The sequence below is a fragment of the Rhizobium sp. rho-13.1 genome (assembly GCF_007000305.1).
Taxonomy (GTDB): Bacteria; Pseudomonadota; Alphaproteobacteria; order Rhizobiales; family Rhizobiaceae; genus Rhizobium; species Rhizobium rhododendri.
Genome location: NZ_SCFL01000013.1, coordinates 112,866 through 133,977 on the forward strand (window position 1 = coordinate 112,866; position 21,112 = coordinate 133,977).

At 57.7% G+C, this 21,112-nt stretch carries 19 protein-coding genes and 2 pseudogenes; 16 read left to right on the forward strand and 5 right to left on the reverse strand.

Translation table 11 applies throughout. The annotated features are described in order from the left end of the window. The first annotated feature begins 16 nt into the window (after window positions 1-16). The 7 genes from ureE to EQW76_RS22725 all read left to right on the forward strand — a co-directional run bounded on the left by ureE (window position 17) and on the right by EQW76_RS22725 (window position 6,140). Window positions 17-466 (forward strand): urease accessory protein UreE, encoded by a 450-nt coding sequence (ureE, locus tag EQW76_RS22695; RefSeq protein WP_142831224.1) that lies wholly within the window; start codon window positions 17-19, stop codon window positions 464-466. Beyond that, complete coding sequence (locus EQW76_RS22700) at window positions 459-1,139, forward strand: urease accessory UreF family protein (protein WP_142831225.1); 681 nt, start codon at window positions 459-461, stop codon at window positions 1,137-1,139. Before ureE ends, EQW76_RS22700 begins: the two co-directional genes overlap by 8 nt. Window positions 1,140-1,155: 16 nt before the next feature. Next, the gene (gene ureB / locus EQW76_RS22705; protein WP_142831226.1) at window positions 1,156-1,854 is read left to right on the forward strand and encodes an urease subunit beta; all 699 of its coding nucleotides are present in this window, start codon (window positions 1,156-1,158) and stop codon (window positions 1,852-1,854) included. Between the two features lies 1 nt (window position 1,855). Then, window positions 1,856-3,562, forward strand: a complete 1,707-nt coding sequence (gene ureC / locus EQW76_RS22710; protein ID WP_142831227.1) for an urease subunit alpha — start codon at window positions 1,856-1,858, stop codon at window positions 3,560-3,562. Beyond that, on the forward strand, window positions 3,559-4,197 hold the full coding sequence (gene ureG, locus EQW76_RS22715; RefSeq protein ID WP_142831228.1) for an urease accessory protein UreG: 639 nt from the start codon (window positions 3,559-3,561) through the stop codon (window positions 4,195-4,197). Before ureC ends, ureG begins: the two co-directional genes overlap by 4 nt. A 140-nt stretch (window positions 4,198-4,337) precedes the next feature. Further along, a complete protein-coding gene (locus EQW76_RS22720) occupies window positions 4,338-5,045 on the forward strand; it encodes an urease accessory protein UreD (protein WP_279309164.1) in 708 nt (235 codons plus the stop codon). A 480-nt stretch (window positions 5,046-5,525) separates the two neighbouring features. Continuing rightward, complete coding sequence (locus EQW76_RS22725) at window positions 5,526-6,140, forward strand: class I SAM-dependent methyltransferase (RefSeq protein WP_341799000.1); 615 nt, start codon at window positions 5,526-5,528, stop codon at window positions 6,138-6,140. 194 nt (window positions 6,141-6,334) lie between these two features. On the opposite strand, the gene EQW76_RS22730 is transcribed toward EQW76_RS22725, so the two are convergent. Beyond that, a complete protein-coding gene (locus EQW76_RS22730) occupies window positions 6,335-6,529 on the reverse strand; it encodes a hypothetical protein (RefSeq protein WP_142831230.1) in 195 nt (64 codons plus the stop codon). 243 nt (window positions 6,530-6,772) lie between these two features. Continuing rightward, window positions 6,773-6,955, reverse strand: coding sequence for a GNAT family protein (locus EQW76_RS22735; protein ID WP_142831231.1), 183 nt, complete (start codon window positions 6,953-6,955; stop codon window positions 6,773-6,775). Between the two features lie 16 nt (window positions 6,956-6,971). Here EQW76_RS22735 and EQW76_RS22740 point away from each other — a divergent pair. Together EQW76_RS22740 and EQW76_RS22745 are read left to right on the forward strand one after the other, a co-directional pair. Then, a pseudogene (locus EQW76_RS22740) lies at window positions 6,972-7,108 on the forward strand (transposase); the annotation flags it as partial. Window positions 7,109-7,690: 582 nt separating this feature from the next. After that, complete coding sequence (locus EQW76_RS22745) at window positions 7,691-9,745, forward strand: methyl-accepting chemotaxis protein (protein ID WP_202617200.1); 2,055 nt, start codon at window positions 7,691-7,693, stop codon at window positions 9,743-9,745. A gap of 70 nt (window positions 9,746-9,815) precedes the next feature. Here EQW76_RS22745 and EQW76_RS22750 read toward each other — a convergent pair. Together EQW76_RS22750 and EQW76_RS22755 are read right to left on the reverse strand one after the other, a co-directional pair. Beyond that, window positions 9,816-10,710: pseudogene (locus tag EQW76_RS22750) on the reverse strand (dihydrodipicolinate synthase family protein). A 127-nt stretch (window positions 10,711-10,837) separates the two neighbouring features. After that, the gene (locus EQW76_RS22755; RefSeq protein WP_142832541.1) at window positions 10,838-11,716 is read right to left on the reverse strand and encodes an AraC family transcriptional regulator; all 879 of its coding nucleotides are present in this window, start codon (window positions 11,714-11,716) and stop codon (window positions 10,838-10,840) included. A gap of 185 nt (window positions 11,717-11,901) precedes the next feature. Here EQW76_RS22755 and EQW76_RS22760 point away from each other — a divergent pair, with 185 nt between their 5' ends. The 7 genes from EQW76_RS22760 to tnpB all read left to right on the forward strand — a co-directional run bounded on the left by EQW76_RS22760 (window position 11,902) and on the right by tnpB (window position 18,998). After that, window positions 11,902-13,071 carry a sugar ABC transporter substrate-binding protein gene (locus EQW76_RS22760; RefSeq protein ID WP_142832540.1) on the forward strand — a complete coding sequence of 390 codons (1,170 nt, stop codon included), beginning with the start codon at window positions 11,902-11,904 and terminating at the stop codon, window positions 13,069-13,071. A 22-nt stretch (window positions 13,072-13,093) separates the two neighbouring features. Then, window positions 13,094-14,656, forward strand: a complete 1,563-nt coding sequence (locus EQW76_RS22765) for a sugar ABC transporter ATP-binding protein (protein WP_142832539.1) — start codon at window positions 13,094-13,096, stop codon at window positions 14,654-14,656. Continuing rightward, the gene (locus tag EQW76_RS22770; RefSeq protein ID WP_142832538.1) at window positions 14,653-15,657 is read left to right on the forward strand and encodes an ABC transporter permease; all 1,005 of its coding nucleotides are present in this window, start codon (window positions 14,653-14,655) and stop codon (window positions 15,655-15,657) included. Before EQW76_RS22765 ends, EQW76_RS22770 begins: the two co-directional genes overlap by 4 nt. A gap of 25 nt (window positions 15,658-15,682) precedes the next feature. After that, the gene (locus EQW76_RS22775; RefSeq protein ID WP_142832542.1) at window positions 15,683-17,110 is read left to right on the forward strand and encodes an arabinose isomerase; all 1,428 of its coding nucleotides are present in this window, start codon (window positions 15,683-15,685) and stop codon (window positions 17,108-17,110) included. A gap of 146 nt (window positions 17,111-17,256) precedes the next feature. Beyond that, window positions 17,257-18,225: an AraC family transcriptional regulator gene (locus tag EQW76_RS22780; RefSeq protein WP_142832537.1), complete on the forward strand. Its 969-nt coding sequence runs from the start codon at window positions 17,257-17,259 to the stop codon at window positions 18,223-18,225. Between the two features lie 161 nt (window positions 18,226-18,386). Beyond that, a complete protein-coding gene (locus EQW76_RS22785; protein WP_142832536.1) occupies window positions 18,387-18,623 on the forward strand; it encodes a transposase in 237 nt (78 codons plus the stop codon). Between the two features lie 129 nt (window positions 18,624-18,752). Continuing rightward, the gene (gene tnpB, locus EQW76_RS22790; RefSeq protein ID WP_142832535.1) at window positions 18,753-18,998 is read left to right on the forward strand and encodes an IS66 family insertion sequence element accessory protein TnpB; all 246 of its coding nucleotides are present in this window, start codon (window positions 18,753-18,755) and stop codon (window positions 18,996-18,998) included. Here the strand turns inward: tnpB and EQW76_RS22795 are convergent. Beyond that, a partial coding sequence (locus EQW76_RS22795) for a recombinase family protein (RefSeq protein WP_244617006.1) occupies window positions 18,969-21,112 on the reverse strand: 2,144 nt, incomplete at its 5' end. The genes tnpB and EQW76_RS22795 overlap by 30 nt on opposite strands.

Genomic DNA, 21,112 nt, shown 5'->3' on the forward strand with positions numbered 1-21,112 from the left:
CGGCAAAGGACCAAACATGCTCCGACTTCATGGAATCCTCGGTGGCGAGAAAGATCCGCAATATCGCGATCAGTTGCACCGTCTCGAACATCATGACGGTATCGAGCTGCTGTTCGTGCCGCCGTCGGAGGCCGGCCGCAAGCGGTTTCGACTATCGACCGACCGCGGCACCGACTGCGCCATCAGCATCGACCGCGACCAGGAGCTGACCGACGGCGCCGTGCTTTTCATCGATCCGACCCGTGCCATCGTCGCCCGTTTCGGCGAACAGGCCGTCTGGCGGCTGCGGCCGGCGAACAGCGCCGCGGCGCTGAAACTCGGCTGGAACGCCGGCAATCTGCACTGGAGGGTGCGCTTCGAGGACGACTGCATCGTCATCCTGCTCGACGGCCCGCGGGCCGATTATCGCGCCCGCATCGCTCCTCTGATCGACGAGGGTGATATCGAGGATCTTGCCGATGTTTGACACCGCCCAGGCGCTGACCCTGATGCAATACGGCGACAGCGCCTATCCCGCCGGCGGCTTTGCCTTCTCCTGGGGCCTCGAGGGCCTAGCTGCCGATAATCTCCTCGACGGTCCGGCCGATCTCGATGATCTGATCGAGGAACATCTTGCCCGTCGCTGGAATAGCATGGACCGGCCACTGCTGCGTCGCGCCTTTGATGCGGCCATTGATGTCGAGGCGCTGCTGGATGTCGACCGTTATGCGGAGGCGGCTACCTTCTCGGCGCAGATGCGCGACGGTTCGCGCCGCGCCGGACGGGCGCTGCTCGGCGTCGCGGCCCGGCAGCGCGGACCGTTGTCGCTATCCTTCCGGGCGCAGCTGACAGCGGGCGAGGGCCATGGTCACCTGCCGGTCGTCCAGGCGATCGTCTACCGTGATGCCGGCCTCGACTGGGCGGCGGCCGAGTTGCTGTCCGGCTGGACGCTGGTCACTGGGCTTGTCAGCGCCGCGGTCCGGCTCGGCAGCGTCGGCCATATCGAGGGGCAGCTGAGCCTCACTTCGGCGCGCGTGGTGCTGGCCGATCTGCTGGCGGAGCCGGTTGATACCAGCCGGCAAGCGTCGAGTTTTACGCCGCTGATCGACATCGCCGTGTCGCGCGGCCCGTCGCGGCATGTCCGCCTGTTTTCCACCTGATGCCGGGGCTCTTGCCATGATGAACCTGTCGCCGACCGAGATGGATCGCCTGACCATCTTCACCGCTGCAGAGATGGCGCGCCGCAACCGGGCTGCCGGCGTGCGTCTCAGCCATCCGGAAGCGGTCGCCTTTCTCACCGACGAAGTAATGTTCGCCGCCCGCCGCGACATGGCCTATGCCGAAATCCGCGACATGGCCGGCCGGCTGCTGACCACTGACGATGTCGAGCCCGGCGTCGCCGAAATGATCCCGATGCTCTACATCGAATGCCTGTTTGCCGAAGGCACCAAGGTCATGGCGTTGTTCGAGCCGATCGCCCGCGGTGAAAGGCCTTTGCTGGACGACGTCGTCCCCGGCCAGATCGTTTCAGCCCAGGGCGATATCGCCATGTTCACAGACCTGCCGGCCATCACCATCGACGTCGTCAACACCGGCGACCGCGACGTGCAGGTGCGCAGCCACACGCATTTCTTCGAGGTCAACCGGGCGCTCGATTTCGACCGCCGCGCCGCCTGGGGCATGAAGGTCGACCGCCCGGCCGGCGCCGGCATCCGCTTCGAGCCGGGCGCTGTCAAGTCGGTGCGGCTGGTGCCGATCGAGGGTGGCCGCATCGTCCGCGGCGCCGCCGGCCTGGTCAACGGCCCGCTGGATGAGCCCGGCGCCGTTGATCGTTCCCTAAATCTCGCCCGCGCCCGCGGCTACCTCGGAGCATAGAATGGCAACCCTCAGCCGACAGGCCTACGCCGAACACTACGGGCCGACCAAGGGCGATCTGGTGCGGCTTGGCGATACCGAGCTGTTCGCCGAGATCGAGCACGATTTCACCGTCTACGGCCACGAACTGCTGATCGGCGCCGGCAAGAATTTGCGCGATGGCGAAGGCATCAACGGCTACCTGACGTCGTCCGACAAGATCCTCGACATCGTCATCAAGAACGCCACGATCATCGACGCCGTCGCCGGCATCATCAAGGCCGATATCGGCATCCGCGACGGCCGCATCGTCGGCATCGGCAAGGCCGGCAATCCGGACGTCATGCCGGGCGTCCATCCCGACATGATCGTCGGCCAGACGACCTCGCCGGTCTCCGGCGCCGGCTTCATCGTGACCGCTGGCGCAATAGAATCTCACGCCCATCTCGGCTCGCCGGAGCAGTCCGACCACGCGCTGTCGGGTGGCACGACGACGATGATCGGCAATGGCCCCGGCCCGCTGTTCGACGTCGGCAGCGGCAGCACTGCTACCTTTGGCCGTTTTCTGCAGGCCACCGAGTTTTCGCCGTTGAACTATGCCCTGTTTGGCCGTGGTTCATCGAATGCCGAAGCAGTCGAAGAATCGGTCGCTGCAGGCGCGATGGCGGTAAAAATCCACGAGGATTTTGGGGCGGCCCCGTCGGTTATCGACCAGAGCCTGATGGCCGCCGATCGCAATGATTTCGCGGTGCATCTGCATACCGATTCGATCAACGAATTCGGTTTTTGCGAGGACACGATGGATGCCATCGATGGCCGCACCATCCATATGTACCACGTCGAGGGCGCTGGCGGTGGCCATGCGCCGGACCTGCTGAAAGTCGTCTCCTATGACAACGTCATCCCATCCTCGACCAATCCCACCAATCCCTACACCTCCTACGGCATGGAGGAGGGCGTGCCGATGGCGATGATCTGCCACCAGCTGAACTACAACACGCCGGAGGACGTCGTCTTCGGTGAGTCGCGAGTGCGGGCGCAGACGATGGCGGCTGAGGATTTTTTGCACGACATGGGCGCCATCTCGATTTTCGGCACCGATACGCAAGGCATGGGCCGGCTGGCCGAGAACGTTGCTAATTGCTGGCAGCTGGCCAGCGTCATGAAGGAGCGTATCGGCCGGCGGGCCGAGGAGACGACGGCGAAGGCCGACAACGAACGGATCAAGCGCTACATCGCCAAACTGACCATCAATCCGGCCATCGCCGTCGGCATCGACGATCATGTCGGCTCGATCGCCGTCGGCAAGATGGCCGATTTGGTGCTATGGCCGCGTGCCTCCTTCGGCATCAAACCCTACATGGTCATCAAGAATGGCTTTATAGTCTGGGCGGCGATGGGCGACGGAAACGGTAGTCTCGGCCTGGCGGAACCGATGATCCAGAAGCGCATGTGGGGCGCGCTGGGTGCGGCGCCTGCGCATCTCGGCGTCAACTTTGTCTCGAAGCTGGCGCGGGAAGCCGATGTCGGCCGCAAGCTCGGGCTGGTGAAGCAGATGGTGCCGATCAAGAGTGTCCGCAAGCTGCGCAAGACCGACATGGTGCGCAACGCCGCCATGCCGCATGTCGAGGTCGATCCGCAAACTTTTGAGGTGCGCGCCGACGGTGCGCTGCTCATGTGCCCGCCAGCGCGCAAAGTGCCGTTGTCGCGGAGGTACATGTTGCGATGAACCCGCTTGTCACACCCACCGCCCGCATTGCCGCCGCCCGCGTTGGCATCGGCGGCCCGGTCGGCTCCGGCAAGACCGCGCTGGTCGAACGGCTTATCCCAGCCTTGATGGCCCGCGGCATTGACATTGCCGTCATCACCAACGACCTCGTCACCGCCGAAGACGCCATGCGTATCCGTCGGTCCGGCTTGATCGATCCAGCAAGGGTGTCGGCGGTTGAGGCGGGCGCCTGCCCGCACACCGTCATCCGCGAGGATCCGACGTTGAACATCGAGGCGGCCGACGAACTCGAACGGCGCTTTCCCGGCGTCGAACTGATCCTGCTCGAAAGCGGCGGCGACAATCTCGCCTCGACGTTTTCGCGCGATCTCACCGATTTCTGGATGTTTGTCATCGACGTCGCCGGCGGCGACGATATCCCGCGCAAGCGCGGTCCCGGTGTCATCCGTAGCGACATTCTCATCATCAACAAGACCGATCTTGCGCCGCATGTCGGCGTCGACCTGGAGCGCATGCACAAGGAGGCGCTCGCCGTGCGCGACAACCGGGCGGTGCTGATGACCAATTGCCGCCTGGGGGAAGGCATTGATGCCGTCGTCGCGATGATCGAACGCGACGTGCTGTTTCGAGCGTGAAGACGGAAAAGCCAGTCTACCAGCCACAGCTCGATTTGGGCTTCGTCCGCCGCGGCGACCGAACCATTATTGATCGGCGACTTTTTTCCTGGCCCTTCGTCATCACCCGTACCTTCTGGCTAGACCAATGTCCGGCAGACATGCTTACAGTCATCCTGCAGACCGGCAGCGGCGCAATGCACGGCGAGGACTTTTTGGCACAACGCATTTGGCTGGGCGAGGGTGCCAGCGTCCATCTTACCACCCAGGGCGCAACGTCGGTGCACCGTGCCGATCCCGGATGTTCGGCGCGCGAAGCCATCGATATTTCGGTCGCCGCCGGCGGCTTTCTGGAATATCTGCCCGAGCCGCGCATTCTCTTTCCGGATGCGGCCCTCAGCCAGAGCATCGACATCAACTGCGCCGCCAATGCCACGGCGATCGTCTCCGACGCCTTCACGGTTTACGACCCCGAGAACCGTGGCCGATCGTTCCAACGGATGGAAGCAACGACCAGGCTGAGAATTGACGGCGGCCAACCAGTCATGGTCGATCGCCTGGATATCACCAACCTCTCGAGCGGCAGACGGCAGGCGCAGTACACCTCCTACGGCAGTATGATTCTTGTCGCCGCCAAGCCGGTCGAGACGCTGGAGCGGCTGTCGCTACAGATATCGGCTCGGATGGAATCCATCCCCAACCTCTATGCCGCAGCCAGCGTTCTGCCAGGCCAGGCCGGGGTCGGCGTCAAGCTGGCCGGAGGCGATTTGCGCAGCCTACGCGCTGGGCTCGAAGTTGCTTGGACTGCCTTCCGCATTCACTGCTGCGGCGCGACTCCCCCGTCACGTCGCAAAGCTGACGCGGCATAACCGGTGGCGCAGCAACGCCCACATTGGGGCAACCCGCTCCAGCGAAATCCCTTCGCCGCGCCGAAGCGATCAAGCGCGGTTCGCGGGCGGTCGTCGGCGCGGAAATAATGGCTTCATCAACTTAACCCTCCTCGCAAATCCAGCCGCTGTTCGTGCCGAGCACCCCAACCAGCCGATGCGAAATCAGAAGCAAAGGTGTCGCTTTCCATTTTCGATCTTCGAAAGCAGGCGTCTACGACGCGAACCGCGGACGCTCGTTGCCTGCTCAACGCCGCAGGGTTCCATAAATTCCTTTTATGGCCTAAAGTCCTTCATCAAGCACTTGACGTGTTCAGGAACGGCATCGACGGTTCAGATCCGCTGAAGGTGTTCAGTTGCACCTGAGCGGCCGCCGTCATATTAGGTCACAGACTTTGTCTTATGCGAGGTCATCAGTTATCTCGATATCGTACAAAGCGGCTGGAGGCAGAAACCCAAAGTATGACCATGATCGACACCTCCTTCAGCGTCATAGATATTTACCGTCGCCATGCTGCCGCATGGACAACTGCGCGCGGCACAGTGCTGCATGAGCACGCGTGGATCGGGCGGTTTGCCGACATGCTGCGTCGAGGGACGGACGTGCTCGATATTGGGTGCGGATCAGGAGAGCCTATCGCGCGTTATCTTGCCAGCAGAGGTCATCCGGTTACCGGTGTGGACGGTTCGCCGGAAATGATCGCGCTATTTCAGGCCAATCTGCCCGGCGCGATAGTGGAAGTGGCGGATATGCGCTTTCTGAAATTGGATCGGAGATACGGCGGACTAATTGCTTGGGACAGCTTCTTTCACCTAGCACCTCAGGATCAGCGGATGATGTTCCCTATCTTCCGAGACCATGCCGAACCGGCGGCCCCATTGCTGTTCACGAGTGGTCCAGCCGTTGGCGAAGCGATAGGCACGCTTAATGGAGAGCCCCTCTATCATGCAAGTCTTGATCCTGACGAATACCGCATTCTGCTCGACCGGAGTGGCTTTGACGTTGTGTCCCATGTTCCTGAAGACCCTGATTGCAGCGGTCACACTGTCTGGCTCGCGCGTCAGCGGCAGTCTTGAGACTGTCGCAAATTTGAGCCGACAGTCGTGATATCTCAGTTAAATTTTGGTGGTGCGAAAACTTCGCTTCGACGAGCGGCCGGGCAGTAACGACGGGAACGGCGGTGAAATCTACGCTACCCGGTATGAAGGGCTCTGCCACTGCCGGTACAACCCTGGAGGCCGCAGATTAAAATCAGCTCCGCATCCAGATCTTAAGCCTGGGGAGATTCAGGACCGAAAAGATCGACAAATGCCTGAAGTTGTTCATCGGTAGCCTCTGCCGGTGCATGGAAAAAGATCATAATTCCTTCGTCTCTAAGTGAAGCCGCTCTTCCTATAGCTTCTTCAAACGTCTCAAACTCGTCTGGCGCTCCGGAATCCATATAGGCTTGGACGGTCCACGGCATTCCGATCTCCCAACGTTACAATTTTATCTTCGCCAGTCCGTAAAAATGGTCAATTCAGATTTACGTTACTTTGTGCATGCAATTTTCTCAGCCACTCATCTCGTATGGTTGTTCCCGAATCCTGCATTCGTCCGACTTCTGATTCTGCGTAAGTGTGGGACAAAATCAGGCTTTGCGCGGCGGGATAGGCGCTTCACCAGCCAAACAGCCGAACATTCGGAAATGGTGGAAGACATTTTTCAACTACGCCTTCTGACGAAGTGTACCTTCATAGCAAAACCCGGCTTTTTCGAGAACACGGTCCGACGCCACGTTACCTGGCAGGGTCCACGCCTCGATGCGGTTCAGAGAAAAGTCGGTGAAGCCGCATCTGGTGACGGCCTCCACCGCTTCGGTCATCAAGCCTCTTCCCCCCGAGTGATGCATTTCATATCCGACGCTCTACAAAAAGCGCCACAAGATCGAGAACAAGTTTGGCAGGCTCAAGGACTGGCGCAGAATACACACCCGATACGACCGCTGCGCCACACCTTCTTCTCAAGCATATGCATCGCAGCCGCCGTCATCTTCTGGCTCTGATTTAACGAGGCCTGAGCCGAGCTCTCATCAATTCTGAAGGCATTCGCAGCGGCTGGTCAGTCTTCCATTACAAATATCGCGTTCAGACCTTTATGATTTACGACTGTATAATCGCATTGGTTTAGAAAGGCTTCGTTAACTCTACCGGCGCATCATTCACCTAGATTCCCGGCAGGCGTGTAAAATACGGCTCGCTTCACTCTACCAAAAGGGCAAGCGCATGCGGTCATACACGCGTCGTCAACAACTCTGCAGATATTCTCATGACTACGAAGATCATGCTCATATAGGCAGAGCGTTTGTGCACTGCTTAGCGGAGCATCATGATTCAATCTTCGTTTGACACATATTTCACGTCAATCGTCTTAGCTCTGGCGTCAGAGGGCATCGATCATAAAGCGCGACACTTAGGGGACCGCGGCTCAGCAAATGGTGCGGTGCGGATTTTGTGGCCGCGCGCCGATTGCTTGCTTTGGTCTCCGCCAGACTCTCAGCAAGCCTGACGTCAACAAGGCGATCATACAGCGCCCGAGACCTCAAAGGTGCGCCAACTCCCAAACGACTTCCAACAGGGGAAACAAAATGTCTTTCTACACTCAATTGAAGAAATCTTCTAAATCTCAGGTTGCTCTGGTCGAGATGCGGCGGATCTGTATCAGCGTCTCGGGCGGCAACCTTTCCGAACGCGCGAACCTCGATGTGGCAACAGGCGACGCGAAGGAGATGCTGATCGCCGTCAACAATTTACTCGACGCCAGCATGCAGCCAATGCAAAAGCTAGGGGCATCTCTCGCGCGTATGTCAAGCGACCACGACAAAGGCGATATTGATGTCAAGTTGTCCACAGATGAGTTTAAAGGGGACTTCGCGCTAATCGCCAAGGGCGTCAACAACATGGTTGACGGCCATATCGCGGTGAAGAGGAAGGCGATGGCTTGTGTCAGGGAATTTGGCGAAGGCAATTTTGAAGCGCCGCTCGAGCAGTTCCCCGGCAAAAAGGCTTTTATCAATGAAACTATCGAAACCTTGCGCGCCAATCTCAAGGGCCTGATTGCCGAAATGAATACAATGTCGATTGAGCACGATAAGGGCGACATTGATGTCTTCGTGCCGGTCGAAAAATTTAAAGGCGACTTTGCTTTGATGGCGAGGGGCATCAACGGCATGGTCAGCGGTCATATAGCTGTCAAAAGGAAGGCCATGGCCTGCATCAAGGAACTCGGCCAGGGTAATTTTGAGGCACCGCTCGAGCAGTTCCCCGGCAAGAAGGCATTTATCAACGAGACTATCGAAACGCTGCGCGGAAATTTAAAAGCGATTATTATGGAACTTCAACGGCTAATTGCTGCGTCCACGGCCGGCAGGCTTTCGGAGCGGGGCGCTCCCGATCGTTTTGTCGGTGATTTCGCCAAGGTGGTCTCCGGTATCAATGGAATGCTAGACGCGATTATTCTTCCGATCTCGGAGGGTAATCGCGTGCTTCTTCAGGTGAGCGTGGGCGATCTTACACAGCATGTGGCAATCGCATGTGAAGGCGACCACGAGCGCATGAAAAACGCGATCAACCATATGGTAGACAACCTCCGTAAAACAGCGGTCATGGCCAACGAGATCGCGAGCGGAAATCTGACGGTCGAACCCGAGCCGCTTTCCGACAAGGACACACTGGGAATCGCGCTTCAGTCCATGGTGGAGCGGCTTCGCGGAGTTGTTGCCGATGCATTGACCGCCAGTGAGAATGTATCAACGGGTTCGCAGATGCTTTCATCTGGTTCTGAGCAGCTTTCGCAGGGCGCCACCGAACAAGCGGCGTCGGCTGAAGAAGCCGCCGCATCGATGGAAGAGATGGCGTCCAATATCAAGCAGACCGCTGATAACGCCGCCCAGACCGAAAAGATTGCCCGCCAATCAGCAAAGGATGCTGAAGCTTCCGGTGAGGCGGTTAATCGCGCCGTGGCTGCGATGCGCACGATCGCCGAGAAGATTTCCATAGTTCAGGAAATCGCCCGCCAGACCGACCTTCTTGCTTTGAATGCAGCGGTGGAAGCAGCGCGTGCAGGTGAGCATGGCAAGGGCTTTGCCGTCGTTGCCTCTGAAGTACGCAAGCTTGCGGAACGCAGCCAGTCAGCTGCCGCGGAGATCAGCGGACTTTCGAGTGAAACGGTGAACGTCGCCACGGAAGCAGGCGCGATGCTGACCCGCTTGGTGCCAGATATCCGCAAGACGGCAGAACTGGTCTCTGAAATCTCCGCAGCCTGCCGCGAGCAGGATGTCGGCGCCAGTCAGATCAATGAAGCAATCCAACAACTCGACAAAGTGACCCAACAAAATGCCGGAGCATCTGAAGAAATGTCGGCTACCTCTGAAGAACTTGCCGCACAGGCCGAGGAACTCCAAGCCTCTATCGCCTTCTTCAAAGTCAATAGTGCAGGAACTGATAACATGCAGCCATCTCGGGGTCAGCCGGCCAAAATTCGACCGAAGAGCAATATCCCGGTAAAACCAGCAGCAAGAACTGCAACATTCAAAGTTGGCCATTCGGTCGCAAGCCAGCAAGCGCGTGTTAAGGGGTGGATGCTCGATATGTCGATGGGGGGACCAGATTCTATTGACGCTGACTTTAAAGAAAGTGCATGATCAAACCCGTTAATGGCCTAAAACACCTGTCTAACGGCGTAGTTTGGAGGAAGTTAGAGGCCGCCAAGTGTCAGCTCGCAGCGGCGACGCGTTCTCTGAATCGTTCCGTGCCTTCGACGATCTTGTCCATTAGCGCGTCGAGCGCCCAGAATTTCTCGTGAATGTCGAACGGGACAACGCGGCTGGTGATACCGGCAAAGGTGCCGATACGGCGGTGATAGAGCTTGGCGAGTTTCGGGTAACCCATCGGCTCGGCCATGGCGGACAGGGCAAGATAGACCGCAACTTCCTCCGCAAGGGCCGGATTGGCGGCGCTCCTCGTCAGCATCCATTTGTAGAGATCGGGGTGGAAGTTGGTAAACACGCCGGTGAAGCCACGCGAACCGGCCTTCATGGCATCGGAGGCAATCGCCGCATTGGCGTTGACGATCGCAAGCGGCGTATCTCTGGTCAGCGCCACCCGGCGCCTGACGGTCTCCAGATCACAGGAGACATCCTTGAGAATGGCAAACCGGCCGCTATTGGCACAAAACATCAGTTCCTCGTCGCTGAGCAGGCGACGGTAGGGAGCCGGGCATTCGTAAAGGCCGAGTGTCAGATCTTCAGGAAGACGATTGAGCAGCCAGGTCAGATCGTCGATGAACTGCGTACCGCCTGCCTGCTTGGCGTCAAGGCGGTTAGTGACCAGCACCATGCCGTCAACGCCTGTGGCTGCAATCGCGCTCAGCTCGGCAAGCTGGTCCTCGAGATTCTCGCTGACATGGCCCGAGGCGATCACCGGGACCCGGCCAGCCGCCGCCTGTAGCACGAAGCCGCAAGCTCGACGCGCTCCTCCAGGCTGAGCAATTGCATTTCGCTCGACTGGCAGACGGCAAACAGCGCGTCGGAACCATGGGCGATGTACCACTCAACCAGTCTCTTCCAAGCTTTCCTATCAGCACACGGTTATCCTCCCGGTACCGCACAAGCGACTTGGGTAATCCTGCAACATCGCACAGCTCGATCGCCGGAAGGTTGATTTTACGGCGCCCTGCTTTCGCAGTCCTTTCGGAGAAAATTGTCCGATTTTCATTCTCCATCAAATCGCTTTCGTCAAGCTTGAGAGTTCCCCACCGCATGCCTGAATTGGCTTGGGGAAAGATCTGTTGACTGTTTGAACTGATTGGAGAAATGGAAGGCTGAGTTAAAGCCTAGTAGCCCGGCAATCTCCTTTATCGATTTGTCGGTATTGGAGAGAAAGTCGTGAGCCCGCTGGATCCGGACGGTGATCTGGTACTGTTTGGCAGACATTCCCGTTTTCTCGCGAAAAATCCGCCGGAAATACGGATAGCTGATACCCAGCTCCGCCGCCAAATCTTCGACCGACTGGCCATCCCCGCAGCGCTCCATGAGAATTGCACGAGCCCTATCCACCAAACGCGAGTTCGCCTCGGCCGCAAGGCTTGATGACCGGCTGAGTAATGCAAGCAGCTGCAAGCCGAGGGTCGATATTACCAATTGGTGCAAAACGGCATCTTCGCGGGCGAGAGTATGGATCGCGGCGAACACTGCCGCGATTTCGTCTCCTGCGGGGCTCATTGGCCGCTCTTTATTCAGCAAACCCGTGTGTAGCGCAAAGTCGAAAGCGTTTCCACGGCACTCTATCCAGTGCTCCGTCCAGCCACTCGGCCGATCGGGGGCAAAGCGATGCCATTCTCCGGGAAAAAGGAGGAATACCGACCCTTCCGTCACATTCATCTTCCGCCGCGATTTCCCGAATTCGAGCTTTCCGATCCCGCTGCTGATGAACACGATTTGGTACGCGTGAAGGATACGGCCACGCGACCAGCTGAAATGATGGTCGTCTGGATGGCGGCTCGGAGGATAGCTGGAGTGTGGCGCTATAACCGAATATCCGGTCGAAACTGCAGTGCATCCCCAAGCATCGGATATTCGGTTTTCAGGCATGTAGACAAAATAATTATCCGCCATTTCAAGACCTCAGAGATAAGATCAATTTTTGTATGCAAAAATCACTTTTGCGGTTTTTTCCGGCGTGTCAATACGGTTTGGCAATGCTAGCGTTTCGATTGCTGGGCAACTCGCTGTGATGGTGCCATGCGCAAAACTGTTATTTAGCCGCTGCCGGGGAGGGTAGCGGACGGGAGGAGAGAAACATGAGAACCCCAATCAGACTGCTCGCAGCAGTATCCTGCCTTTTGGCATCTGCTGCCTACGCCGACGATTTCCACGGTTTCGACCCGTTGAAATTCGACGGAAACATGCTTTCTGCCGAGACCCTGGAGGCCATGGTTCAGGATGCATCCAAGGTCACGCCGCCAAAGAACGGCAGCAAATACAGTATCGGCTTTGCCAATCTTCAGCGAGACATCGCCTTTGGCGTCCTTGTCGAAAAAGGCATACAGCAGAATGCGGATGCGGCCGGCGTGGAACTGGTCATCGCCGATAATCGTCTCGACGGACCGACAGCGCTTGCCAACGCCAAGTCGTTTGCCGAGCGCAAGGTCGATTACGTCATCGAATTCCAGACTGACGCCAATTTCGGCCAGGCCGTCATGGATGTGTTCAAGCAGGACGGCACAAAGGTCACTGCCATCGACATCCCGATGCCGGGCGCAAGTTTCTTCGGTGTGAACAATCCAAGATCTGGCTTCATGGGCGGATCTTATCTGGCGACGGCGGCGGCCAAGCAGTTTGGTGCTGATAGCGTGAAGAAGGGCTACCTGGTCATAGGCGCTTTGCCGCAATCGGGCGTCATTCCGCGGATGCGTACCGAAGGACAGCGCGCCGGGTTCCTCGCACTGAGCAAGGCTTTTCCAGCCGATCATATCATCGAGATCGATACGAAAAATACCTTGCAGGAATCCTACACGCAGATGAACAATGTCCTTGGCCGCATTCCACCTGAAGCGCCTATCATGATCATCGGTATCAATGACCAGGCGACAATGGGCATGTTGCAAGCCGTGCGTGCAGCGGGTCGCGTCGACCAGGCCATTGCGGTCGGCAATGGTGCTGATGAAGCCGAGGCGCTCGCCACCGATCCGAAGCTGATCGCGGCGACAGGGTCCTTTCCCGGCAGCTATGGCAACTATCTGATCCCGATCGCGCTTTCAGCGCTTGCGGGAAAACCCGTACCGGAAGCTATATTCGTTACGCATCAGATGGTTACGAAGGCCAACATCTGCAAATTCTACAAGGAATTCGAATGTGCAGGGGAAGCCGACGGCTATGTCTTCCCTGAGGCAGAGTTTGCAAGTTACCTCGCGGGTCTGAAGAAGGAAGACTGGCTGAAGGGTTACGAGGCGATCCTCCCGCAACAATAGGATGAGAGCGGAGGAGAGAGGTATGCAAACGCAACCAGTCATAGGGACCCGCGTACCGCGGCTCCGGATCACCGATGTCACAAAGGCATTTTCCGGCGTGCAGGTGCTGAAAAACGTCAGTTGCTCGGCAGACGCCGGAGAAGTCGTGGCCTTGCTCGGAGCCAATGGCGCCGGCAAGTCCACTTTGATGAAAATCCTGTCCGGTGTCTATTCCTGTGATGCGGGCCTCATCGAAATCGATGGCATACCCGTCGACATCACGTCTGCTCGTGCTGCCATCGCCGCCGGCATTCGCTTGATGCCGCAGGAACTTTCGGTACATCCGGACCTGTCGGTTGCGGAAAACATCGCTCTAGGGTCGATGCCCTTACGGAAGGTGGCCGGGATTGGTTTCGTCGATAGGAACGCCATGCGAAGCCAGGCCCTGGCACTGCTTTCGAGATTGGGTCTCGCCCACATCGTACCGGATCGCAGGATGGGATACCTCTCTCTGCCGGAGCAGCGTATCGTCGAGATCGCCAGAGCGTTGGCCGGGAAAGCCAGAATTCTGATCATGGACGAGCCGACGGCTTCAATGGGAGAGGCTGATGCCGAAACGCTTTTCGGTGTGATCGATGCACTGAGCGCAGACGGCGTGACGGTCATCTATATCTCGCATTATCTCGACGAAGTCTTCCGGCTGTCGGATCGGATCGTGGTGCTGCGAGACGGCGAAGTGCGCGGGCAATTCCGGACCGCCGACACCAGCCATGAGGAAGTACTCAGGGCGATGCTTGGTGGTGACCTCGGTGACCTGTTTCCTCCGAAATCCGTCGCTCTTCCGGAAGAGACCGTCGTTACGGTCGACGGGCTCTCGCTGCCCGGTTGGCTTGAGGACGTTTCGTTTTCGGTGCGACGCGGCGAAATCCTGGGCGCATTCGGCCTGATCGGCTCCGGTATCGAGAAAGTGGGGAGAGCCGTCTACGGCGCGGAACCATCTGCAAGGGCGCGATCCCTGCGGATGGCTGACAAGGAGATCAAACTCTCCGGTCCGAAACAAAGCATCGAAAACAGCATCGGTTTTGTCGCGGCGGAACGCAAGCGGCAAGGTCTGATCGGCAATCTCACGGTCCGGACGAACACGACTCTCCCATACCTTGGATCCTTCACACGTTTTGGAGTGGTCGACACCGCGCGAGAGCGTGCGATTTCGCAGCACTGGATCAAAACCCTTCGCGTCAAGACCACGGGACCGGAGCAGGAGATACGCCTGTTGTCGGGCGGAAACCAGCAGAAGCTGTGTCTTGCTCGCTGGCTGCTCGGCAGCCCAAAGCTTCTAATCCTCGAGGAGCCGACACGCGGCGTCGATCTCGGCGCAAGGCGGGAGATTTACGACGAAATCCACCGCCTTGCGGTCGGCGGCATGGGGATACTTCTCGTATCGTCGGACGCCGAAGAGGTTGCCGGCCTCGCAGACCGGACCCTCGTTTTTGAAGACGGAAAAGTCGTCGCAGTCCTCGGACCACAGGCATCGGCGGCGGATCTGATGCAGGCGGCAGAAACGAGGTCCGTTTCGAGCGCCTCGAATGAATTGGAGAAAGCATGAGCAAGTCTGGTTCGATCGTGGAACATGGGCCAGCGGAGAAGCCCGGGCGTCCCTCTTTGGCGGACGTTCTGGCACGGCCGGCCGCGGGCATCGTCGTGCTCCTGGTATTTTACGTCGTCATTCTCGCCGCTTTCGCGCTGCTGTCGCCCTATTTCCTTACAGTCAGCAATCTTGCAAACATCGGTACCAACATGGCCTTCATCGGGTTGATGGCCGCAGCGGGCACGCCGCTCATTATCGGTGGCGGACTGGATCTCTCGGTCGCAGCCGTCGCGGGTCTCGCAGGTGTCATCGTCGCATTGATCCATGCGAACGGTATGAACATCTGGATCGGGTGTCTGGCGGCTTTATTCGTCGGCGCAGGGGTCGGCGTCCTGAACGGCCTGATCGTCACCAAGCTGCGCCTCAACCCGTTGATCGTGACATTGGGAACGATGAGCATCTTCTCCGGGATATCCATGGTCATGACGGGGGGCCTGAGCAAGCCGCTATTCGTTCCGGCATTCAACTGGCTGGGGTCCGGTCGTGTTCTTTCGATACCGTTCCCCGTCATCCTGATGCTGGTCGTCTTCGTCGTTCTTTGGCTGGTGCTTTCAAAGACGCCGTTCGGTCGTTTCGTCTATGCGACCGGGGGCAACCCGGAGGCAAGCAGCCTTCTTGGCGTACCTGTCGAGCGGACGCAGTTGATCCTGTACGTGGTCTCCGGCATTTCTGGAGCAGCTGCTGGCATCATTCTGTCAGCCATGCTCGGTGCCGCAGCGCCGAATGCCGCCAGTCAGCATCTGCTGACCATCATTGCGGCTATCATCCTGGGAGGCACGAGCCTGTTCGGCGGGCGCGGCAGCGTATGGGGCACGCTGATCGCCGTGTTGATTCTCGGAACGCTGAACAACGGCCTTACGCTCATGAATGTGTCGAGCTTCTGGCAGGATGTGACGCGCGGCGTCGTCTTGTTGTTGGCGGTTGGTCTCGATCAACTCCGCGTCCGCCTGCAAGGCTGAAACCCCATTTTTCCGGAGAACCAGAATGTCTGAGCGTCCCTTGAAGGCTGGCCTGTTTGGCATCGGCCTGGAAGCCTATTGGCCGCAATTCGAAGGGCTCGAGGCGCGGTTACGCGGGTATATCGACGTCGTTGCCTCGAAGCTCGAGCGCCCTGGCGTGGACATAGTGAATCTCGGTCTAATCGATACGCCGGAAAAGGCTCTGGACGCTGGTCATGACTTCCGGGGGGCCGACGTCGATATCATCTTCCTTTACATAACGACCTACGCGCTGTCTTCGACGGTGCTGCCTGTTGTCCGCCGCGCCAAAGTTCCGGTCATCATTCTAAATTTACAGCCGGTGGCTGCGATCGACTATGCATCCTTCAACGCGCTCGGCGACAGGACGGCTATGACGGGCGAGTGGCTTGCCCATTGCGCGGCGTGCCCGGTGCCGGAGATCGCCAACGTCTTCACTCGTGCAGGCATCGACTTTCACCAGGTCACGGGAATTCTCGAGGACGACCCGATCGTCGACAATGCGATTGAGGAATGGATCGAGGCTGCACGTGTCGCGCATGTCATGGCGCATAATAGGCTCGGCGTGATGGGGCATTATTATAACGGCATGCTCGATATCTACTCCGATATCACCACGCAAAGCGCGGTGTTCGGCACGCATATCGAGGTCCTGGAAATCGACGATTTGGCGCGCCTGAGGCGCGAAATCACCGACGGCGAAATCATGGCTTGTCTCGATAAGATCAGATCCGATTTCGATGTGCAGGCCGATTGCGACGAAAAGGAACTCACTCGGGCGGCGAGAACGGCTGTTGCGCTCCGCAAACTCGTGGAAGTCAAGCAGATCGGTTCTCTGGCGTATTACTACGAATCCGTTCCGGGTCATGAATACGAGGACGTCATTACGTCCGTTATTGTCGGTTGCTCGATGCTGACGGCAGACGGCATTCCGGTTGCTGGTGAATACGAGATCAAGAACGCGCAGGCAATGAAGATCATGGACAGTTTCGGCGCCGGCGGATCGTTCACCGAATACTATGCGATGGACTTCAAGGCTGACGTCGTTCTCATGGGACATGATGGCCCTGGTCACCCGAAGATTGCCGAAGGCCGGACGAAGATCCGCCCTCTGCAGGTTTTCCATGGCAAGGTCGGCTCGGGTGTCAGCGTCGAAATGTCGGTCAAACATGGACCGGTAACACTGCTTTCAGTCGTGGAAAGCGCGGGCACGCTTAAACTGCTATGCGCGGAGGGTCACTCAGTAAAAGGGTCTATTTTGGAAATTGGGAACACGAATAGCCGGTACCAATTTTCCATTGGCGCGCGCGCGTTCACGGAGAATTGGAATGCCCAGGGACCGGCGCATCATTGTGCGGTTGGCGTCGGCCATATCGCAAGCAAGATCGAAAAGCTGGCAAAACTTCTCAATGTCAAAATCGTGCGAATTTGCTGATCAGGATCGTGCCTTCCACAGGCTTGTTGCTGGGACGAGAGCTGCAGAATCACTCACTGCCGCTCGCATGCATTGGTCTCGACATCTCCATCTGAGAGAAATCAATCAGTGAATGTTGTGCCCGCGTTTCATAAACGAGGAATCGGATGCAAAAAACGAACATCTCGCGATTAGGACTTACGAATTCAGACGTGGATGAACTCAGACAGCACTATGCGGAAACCTTGAAACCTGTACGTATCGATCCAATCGATAGCAATAGAACAATCTCAGTGCATGATCTTCATATCAAACTGGCAGCATTTGATATTTGGGCAGGCGGGTGTTCCTCGGGAATGAGAGTATCCTTCACCGAACCTCCCGATCTCTACGCATTGTATATTCCCTTGTCGGGGACAATGGAATTCAAGCGGCAAAACTCAACCCTGATCTCAGCTCCCGGAACTATCTTTGCTTGCGATCTCGCATCAATCGACTCGATCCTTCTACACCCTCAGCGTTCTCACATCGGAATTGCGTTTGATAAGAAGATGGTCGCCGAGCATCTGGAAGCGGTGACAGGCCGCCCAGGTGACAGAAATATTGACATATTTGATGTGATAAATACTGAGGGCGACGGCAAACAACTTGAAGAGATGTGCAAGCTAATCTGGCGCAATCTGCAAGCTAATCCCGAGGAGGGTATCCGCCAAAAGTCAAACGAGTTGCTGCTTCGCGCCATCACGCTAAAGCTGTTCGAAAATCTTCATCGTGTGGATCTACTCAAAGAGCGTCATTCACCCGCAGTTCCACGGCATGTTAAAATTGCGATTGAATATATGGTCGGACATGTTCACTTGCCGATCACTATCAATGATATTGCGGGCGCAGCCGGGGTAAGCTCGAGAGGATTGCAGCTTGCCTTCCAACAGTTCAAGGATACCACGCCATTAAGCTACCTGCGGCAGCTACGCATACAGCATGCACGACAAGATCTAATCGCGACTAGAGACAGCGAGGTGACGGTTGCTGCTGTGGCAAAGCGTTGGGGTTTTTCAAATGCAGCTCGCTTTACTGAGTTGTATCTTCAAGTACACGGCGAAACACCGAGAGAGACAATAAGAAAACTACGCTGAATAAACGATAGCGACCCCTGGAATACAACCTGTGATTAAGACCTTGAAATGCATGTTATAAAGTAACCGTCCGATTGGCACCGCCTGCCGCTTAACGGCTTGGTCGACTAAGACATGTGTTTAACGACGTCGTTAGCGACGTGTCTTAGTCGGGGATTGCGATGCGCGTTGAGATTCTTGAGCAGGAACGCCGGCGTCGATGGCGCGACGATGAGAAGCTCGCGATTGTCATGTCGGTTGGGGTTGCGGGAGCCACAATCACAGAGGTTGCTCATCGTCACGATGTAACGCGTCAAGAGATCTACACCTGGCGTGGCGAACTCAAAAAGAAGGGGCTGCTGTCGGCGTCTGCGGATGCATTGTTCATTCCTATCGATATGAATTCCGTACAGACCTGATGTTCAGGAGCACAGGGAGAGCAGCTCCGGGATGATCGAATTACGATTGAGCTGCGGTCGCACGCTTCGCTTCGACAGTACGGTCGATACGGCCATCCTGACGCAGCTTATTCGGGCGGTGGAAGCAGCATGATCGGGCCTGGGACCGGCGTTCGGGTCTATCTTGCGTGTGGGATCACGGACATGCGCAAAGGAATAGAAGGCCTGGCAGCCCTTGCACAGGATGTCCTGCGCCAGAAGCCAACGGGCGGCGCTGTATTTGCCTTTCGGGGCAAACGCGGCGATCGATTGAAGCTGCTGTATTTTGATGGCCAAGGCTTCTGCCTGTATTACAACGATCGGCGTTCATACTACACCTCTTTCCTCGCCAGTTGATGTTCTTGGCTCTGTTTGCGTTTGTTGATACGCAGCAGCGCGATCTTCGAGTGGATTCCATCGGCTGCATTGCTTTTGCGGCAGGTCTCCATCGGCGATTTCGTACAGGCTATAGTGCCCGTTATAGGCATGTCTGGTGATGAGGCCAAATTTGGCCCATCTGGCGACTGTTTGCTCGCTGATATTGAGATGCGCTGCCGCTTCCTGCCTTGTCAGCATTCCCCGCTGTCGCAGTCGATCATATCGTGATCGCAGCTTATATTCGTGGATGAGATAGGCGACTTTGAGGGGTGTAAAGCGGGCGTCCTGGCAGCCGCGACGTGCGGTTCCACCTGGGCGATGTCCCTGCTCGTTTAGAATCTCGGCGATCTCGGGATAAATGTAATCGTCGAGAAGCCTATCGACCAGCTCAATGATACTGAGCTTTGTCTTGATCTGCTGAGGAGAGGATTTTGGGTTCATGGTGGTAAGCGTCTGGATTTTGCCGCCCTTGAAGCGAACGTGAAGCTTGGTGGTTCCTTCCGCTGGCAACTTTAGGAGAGTAACATCCTCAATGATGTGGGCCAGCAATCGCTTGCGTTCGCGGCATGGGGTATCCGGATCCTTCCAGAGCTGGTTGAAGTCGGCCGTCATCGCGACTAACCGTTCGTGGACAGCTTTATCAAGGATGAATTGATCGTGCTCTCGACCACGTTCGCGTTCTTCGCGGGCACTGGCCAGCGTGCGAAGCTTCTCGTTCCATTCACCTTCGAGCGTGTCGGCGACGAGGCGGTTACTAGGATCGACAAGCATGAAGCGGCGCTGAGCGAGCTCGGCTTCCGTTTGGGCGCGTTCGATGGCGCGACAGCGCAGCCGGTCTGCTTCTTCATGGCGGGCTTGGATCTCCTTGCGGACTTCGAGAGCGAGCTCGACGGCCGCCGGCGTCATCTGCTCGGCAATCAGCATACCGATGGCTTCATCGACGGGAGGCCCGGCGATCGACTGACACATAGGCTCCCCACGATAAATACGGGCACGATTGCAAATGTACCAGGCTTCCTGCCGGCCACGCCGCGCCGCATAGCGAACCCTAAGATGGCTGCCGCACTGCCCACACACGGCTCGGCCTTGCAGCAGTGCCGGTCCCTCCCTTGGGATTGAAGCTCGTGCCGCTTCAAATCCACAGCCATTCGCCTTGAGGATCTTCAGATTCTCCTGATGTCGCTCCCAGCTGATATAGCCGGGATGAGCATCGGGAATGCAGGCCGGCCAGTCATCAATGTCGCGCGCACGCAGAGTCTTTTTGCCGTCGATGGTGCGTCGAAACTGTCGTCGGCCATAGGTATAGGCGCCAGCGTAGCGCGGATTGTTCAGGACACGCATCGCCGTCGATGCGGTCAGCGGCCGAAACAGCGTGCCGCCGTTGTGTAGGCGCGATGGAAACAATAGTCCCTCATTGCGAAAGACCTTGACGGTCTGGGAGGCGGACCCGAGGCGAGAGAACATCTCAAAGAAATGAATGATCGTTTCTCTGACTTGCGTGTCTGGATCAAGAGTCACATTGCCGAAATGGTCATAGACCAGCCCGGTCGGCAGGAGGCAACGAAACTCGCCGCGCCGCACCTTATTGAGAATGCCGCCGCGTAGCCGGGCTTTGATCACATGCAGCTCGGCCTCACTCATTGTTCCCTTCAGGCCGAGCAGGAGCCGGTCGTTGAAACTTGCCGGATCATAGACGCCGTCCTCGTCGAGGATCAGGGTGTCGGCAAGGGCGCAGATCTCCAACAGACGTTGCCAGTCGGCATTGTTGCGCGCCAGACGGGAGACTTCCAGGCCCATGACGATCCCGGCATGCCCCATGCCGACATCGCTGACCAGCCGCTGAAACCCTTCGCGCCACGCCGCCGATGCACCGGACTCTCCTTGATCGTTGTCGATGACGATAACCTGCTCGTCGCGCCAGCCGAGGGCGACAGCGCGTCCCCGAAGCGCATATTGCCGCCTGGCGCTCTCGACGTTCTCAACGACTTGCCGCATTGAAGACTGGCGGATGTACAGGTAGGCGCCGCGTTCGAGGTGATGAGGCTGGACTTTGAGGTGTACATTCATGGTGATCTCCGATCGTTGATGCTCAT

Coding starts and splice junctions, on each gene's coding strand:
- ureE (WP_142831224.1), top strand. CDS start 17: ATGCTCCGACTTCATGGAATCCTCGGTGGCGAGAAAGATCCGCAATAT.
- EQW76_RS22700 (WP_142831225.1), top strand. CDS start 459: ATGTTTGACACCGCCCAGGCGCTGACCCTGATGCAATACGGCGACAGC.
- ureB (WP_142831226.1), top strand. CDS start 1,156: ATGATGAACCTGTCGCCGACCGAGATGGATCGCCTGACCATCTTCACC.
- ureC (WP_142831227.1), top strand. CDS start 1,856: ATGGCAACCCTCAGCCGACAGGCCTACGCCGAACACTACGGGCCGACC.
- ureG (WP_142831228.1), top strand. CDS start 3,559: ATGAACCCGCTTGTCACACCCACCGCCCGCATTGCCGCCGCCCGCGTT.
- EQW76_RS22720 (WP_279309164.1), top strand. CDS start 4,338: ATGCTTACAGTCATCCTGCAGACCGGCAGCGGCGCAATGCACGGCGAG.
- EQW76_RS22725 (WP_341799000.1), top strand. CDS start 5,526: ATGACCATGATCGACACCTCCTTCAGCGTCATAGATATTTACCGTCGC.
- EQW76_RS22730 (WP_142831230.1), bottom strand. CDS start 6,529: ATGCCGTGGACCGTCCAAGCCTATATGGATTCCGGAGCGCCAGACGAG.
- EQW76_RS22735 (WP_142831231.1), bottom strand. CDS start 6,955: ATGCATCACTCGGGGGGAAGAGGCTTGATGACCGAAGCGGTGGAGGCC.
- EQW76_RS22745 (WP_202617200.1), top strand. CDS start 7,691: ATGTCTTTCTACACTCAATTGAAGAAATCTTCTAAATCTCAGGTTGCT.
- EQW76_RS22755 (WP_142832541.1), bottom strand. CDS start 11,716: ATGGCGGATAATTATTTTGTCTACATGCCTGAAAACCGAATATCCGAT.
- EQW76_RS22760 (WP_142832540.1), top strand. CDS start 11,902: ATGAGAACCCCAATCAGACTGCTCGCAGCAGTATCCTGCCTTTTGGCA.
- EQW76_RS22765 (WP_142832539.1), top strand. CDS start 13,094: ATGCAAACGCAACCAGTCATAGGGACCCGCGTACCGCGGCTCCGGATC.
- EQW76_RS22770 (WP_142832538.1), top strand. CDS start 14,653: ATGAGCAAGTCTGGTTCGATCGTGGAACATGGGCCAGCGGAGAAGCCC.
- EQW76_RS22775 (WP_142832542.1), top strand. CDS start 15,683: ATGTCTGAGCGTCCCTTGAAGGCTGGCCTGTTTGGCATCGGCCTGGAA.
- EQW76_RS22780 (WP_142832537.1), top strand. CDS start 17,257: ATGCAAAAAACGAACATCTCGCGATTAGGACTTACGAATTCAGACGTG.
- EQW76_RS22785 (WP_142832536.1), top strand. CDS start 18,387: ATGCGCGTTGAGATTCTTGAGCAGGAACGCCGGCGTCGATGGCGCGAC.
- tnpB (WP_142832535.1), top strand. CDS start 18,753: ATGATCGGGCCTGGGACCGGCGTTCGGGTCTATCTTGCGTGTGGGATC.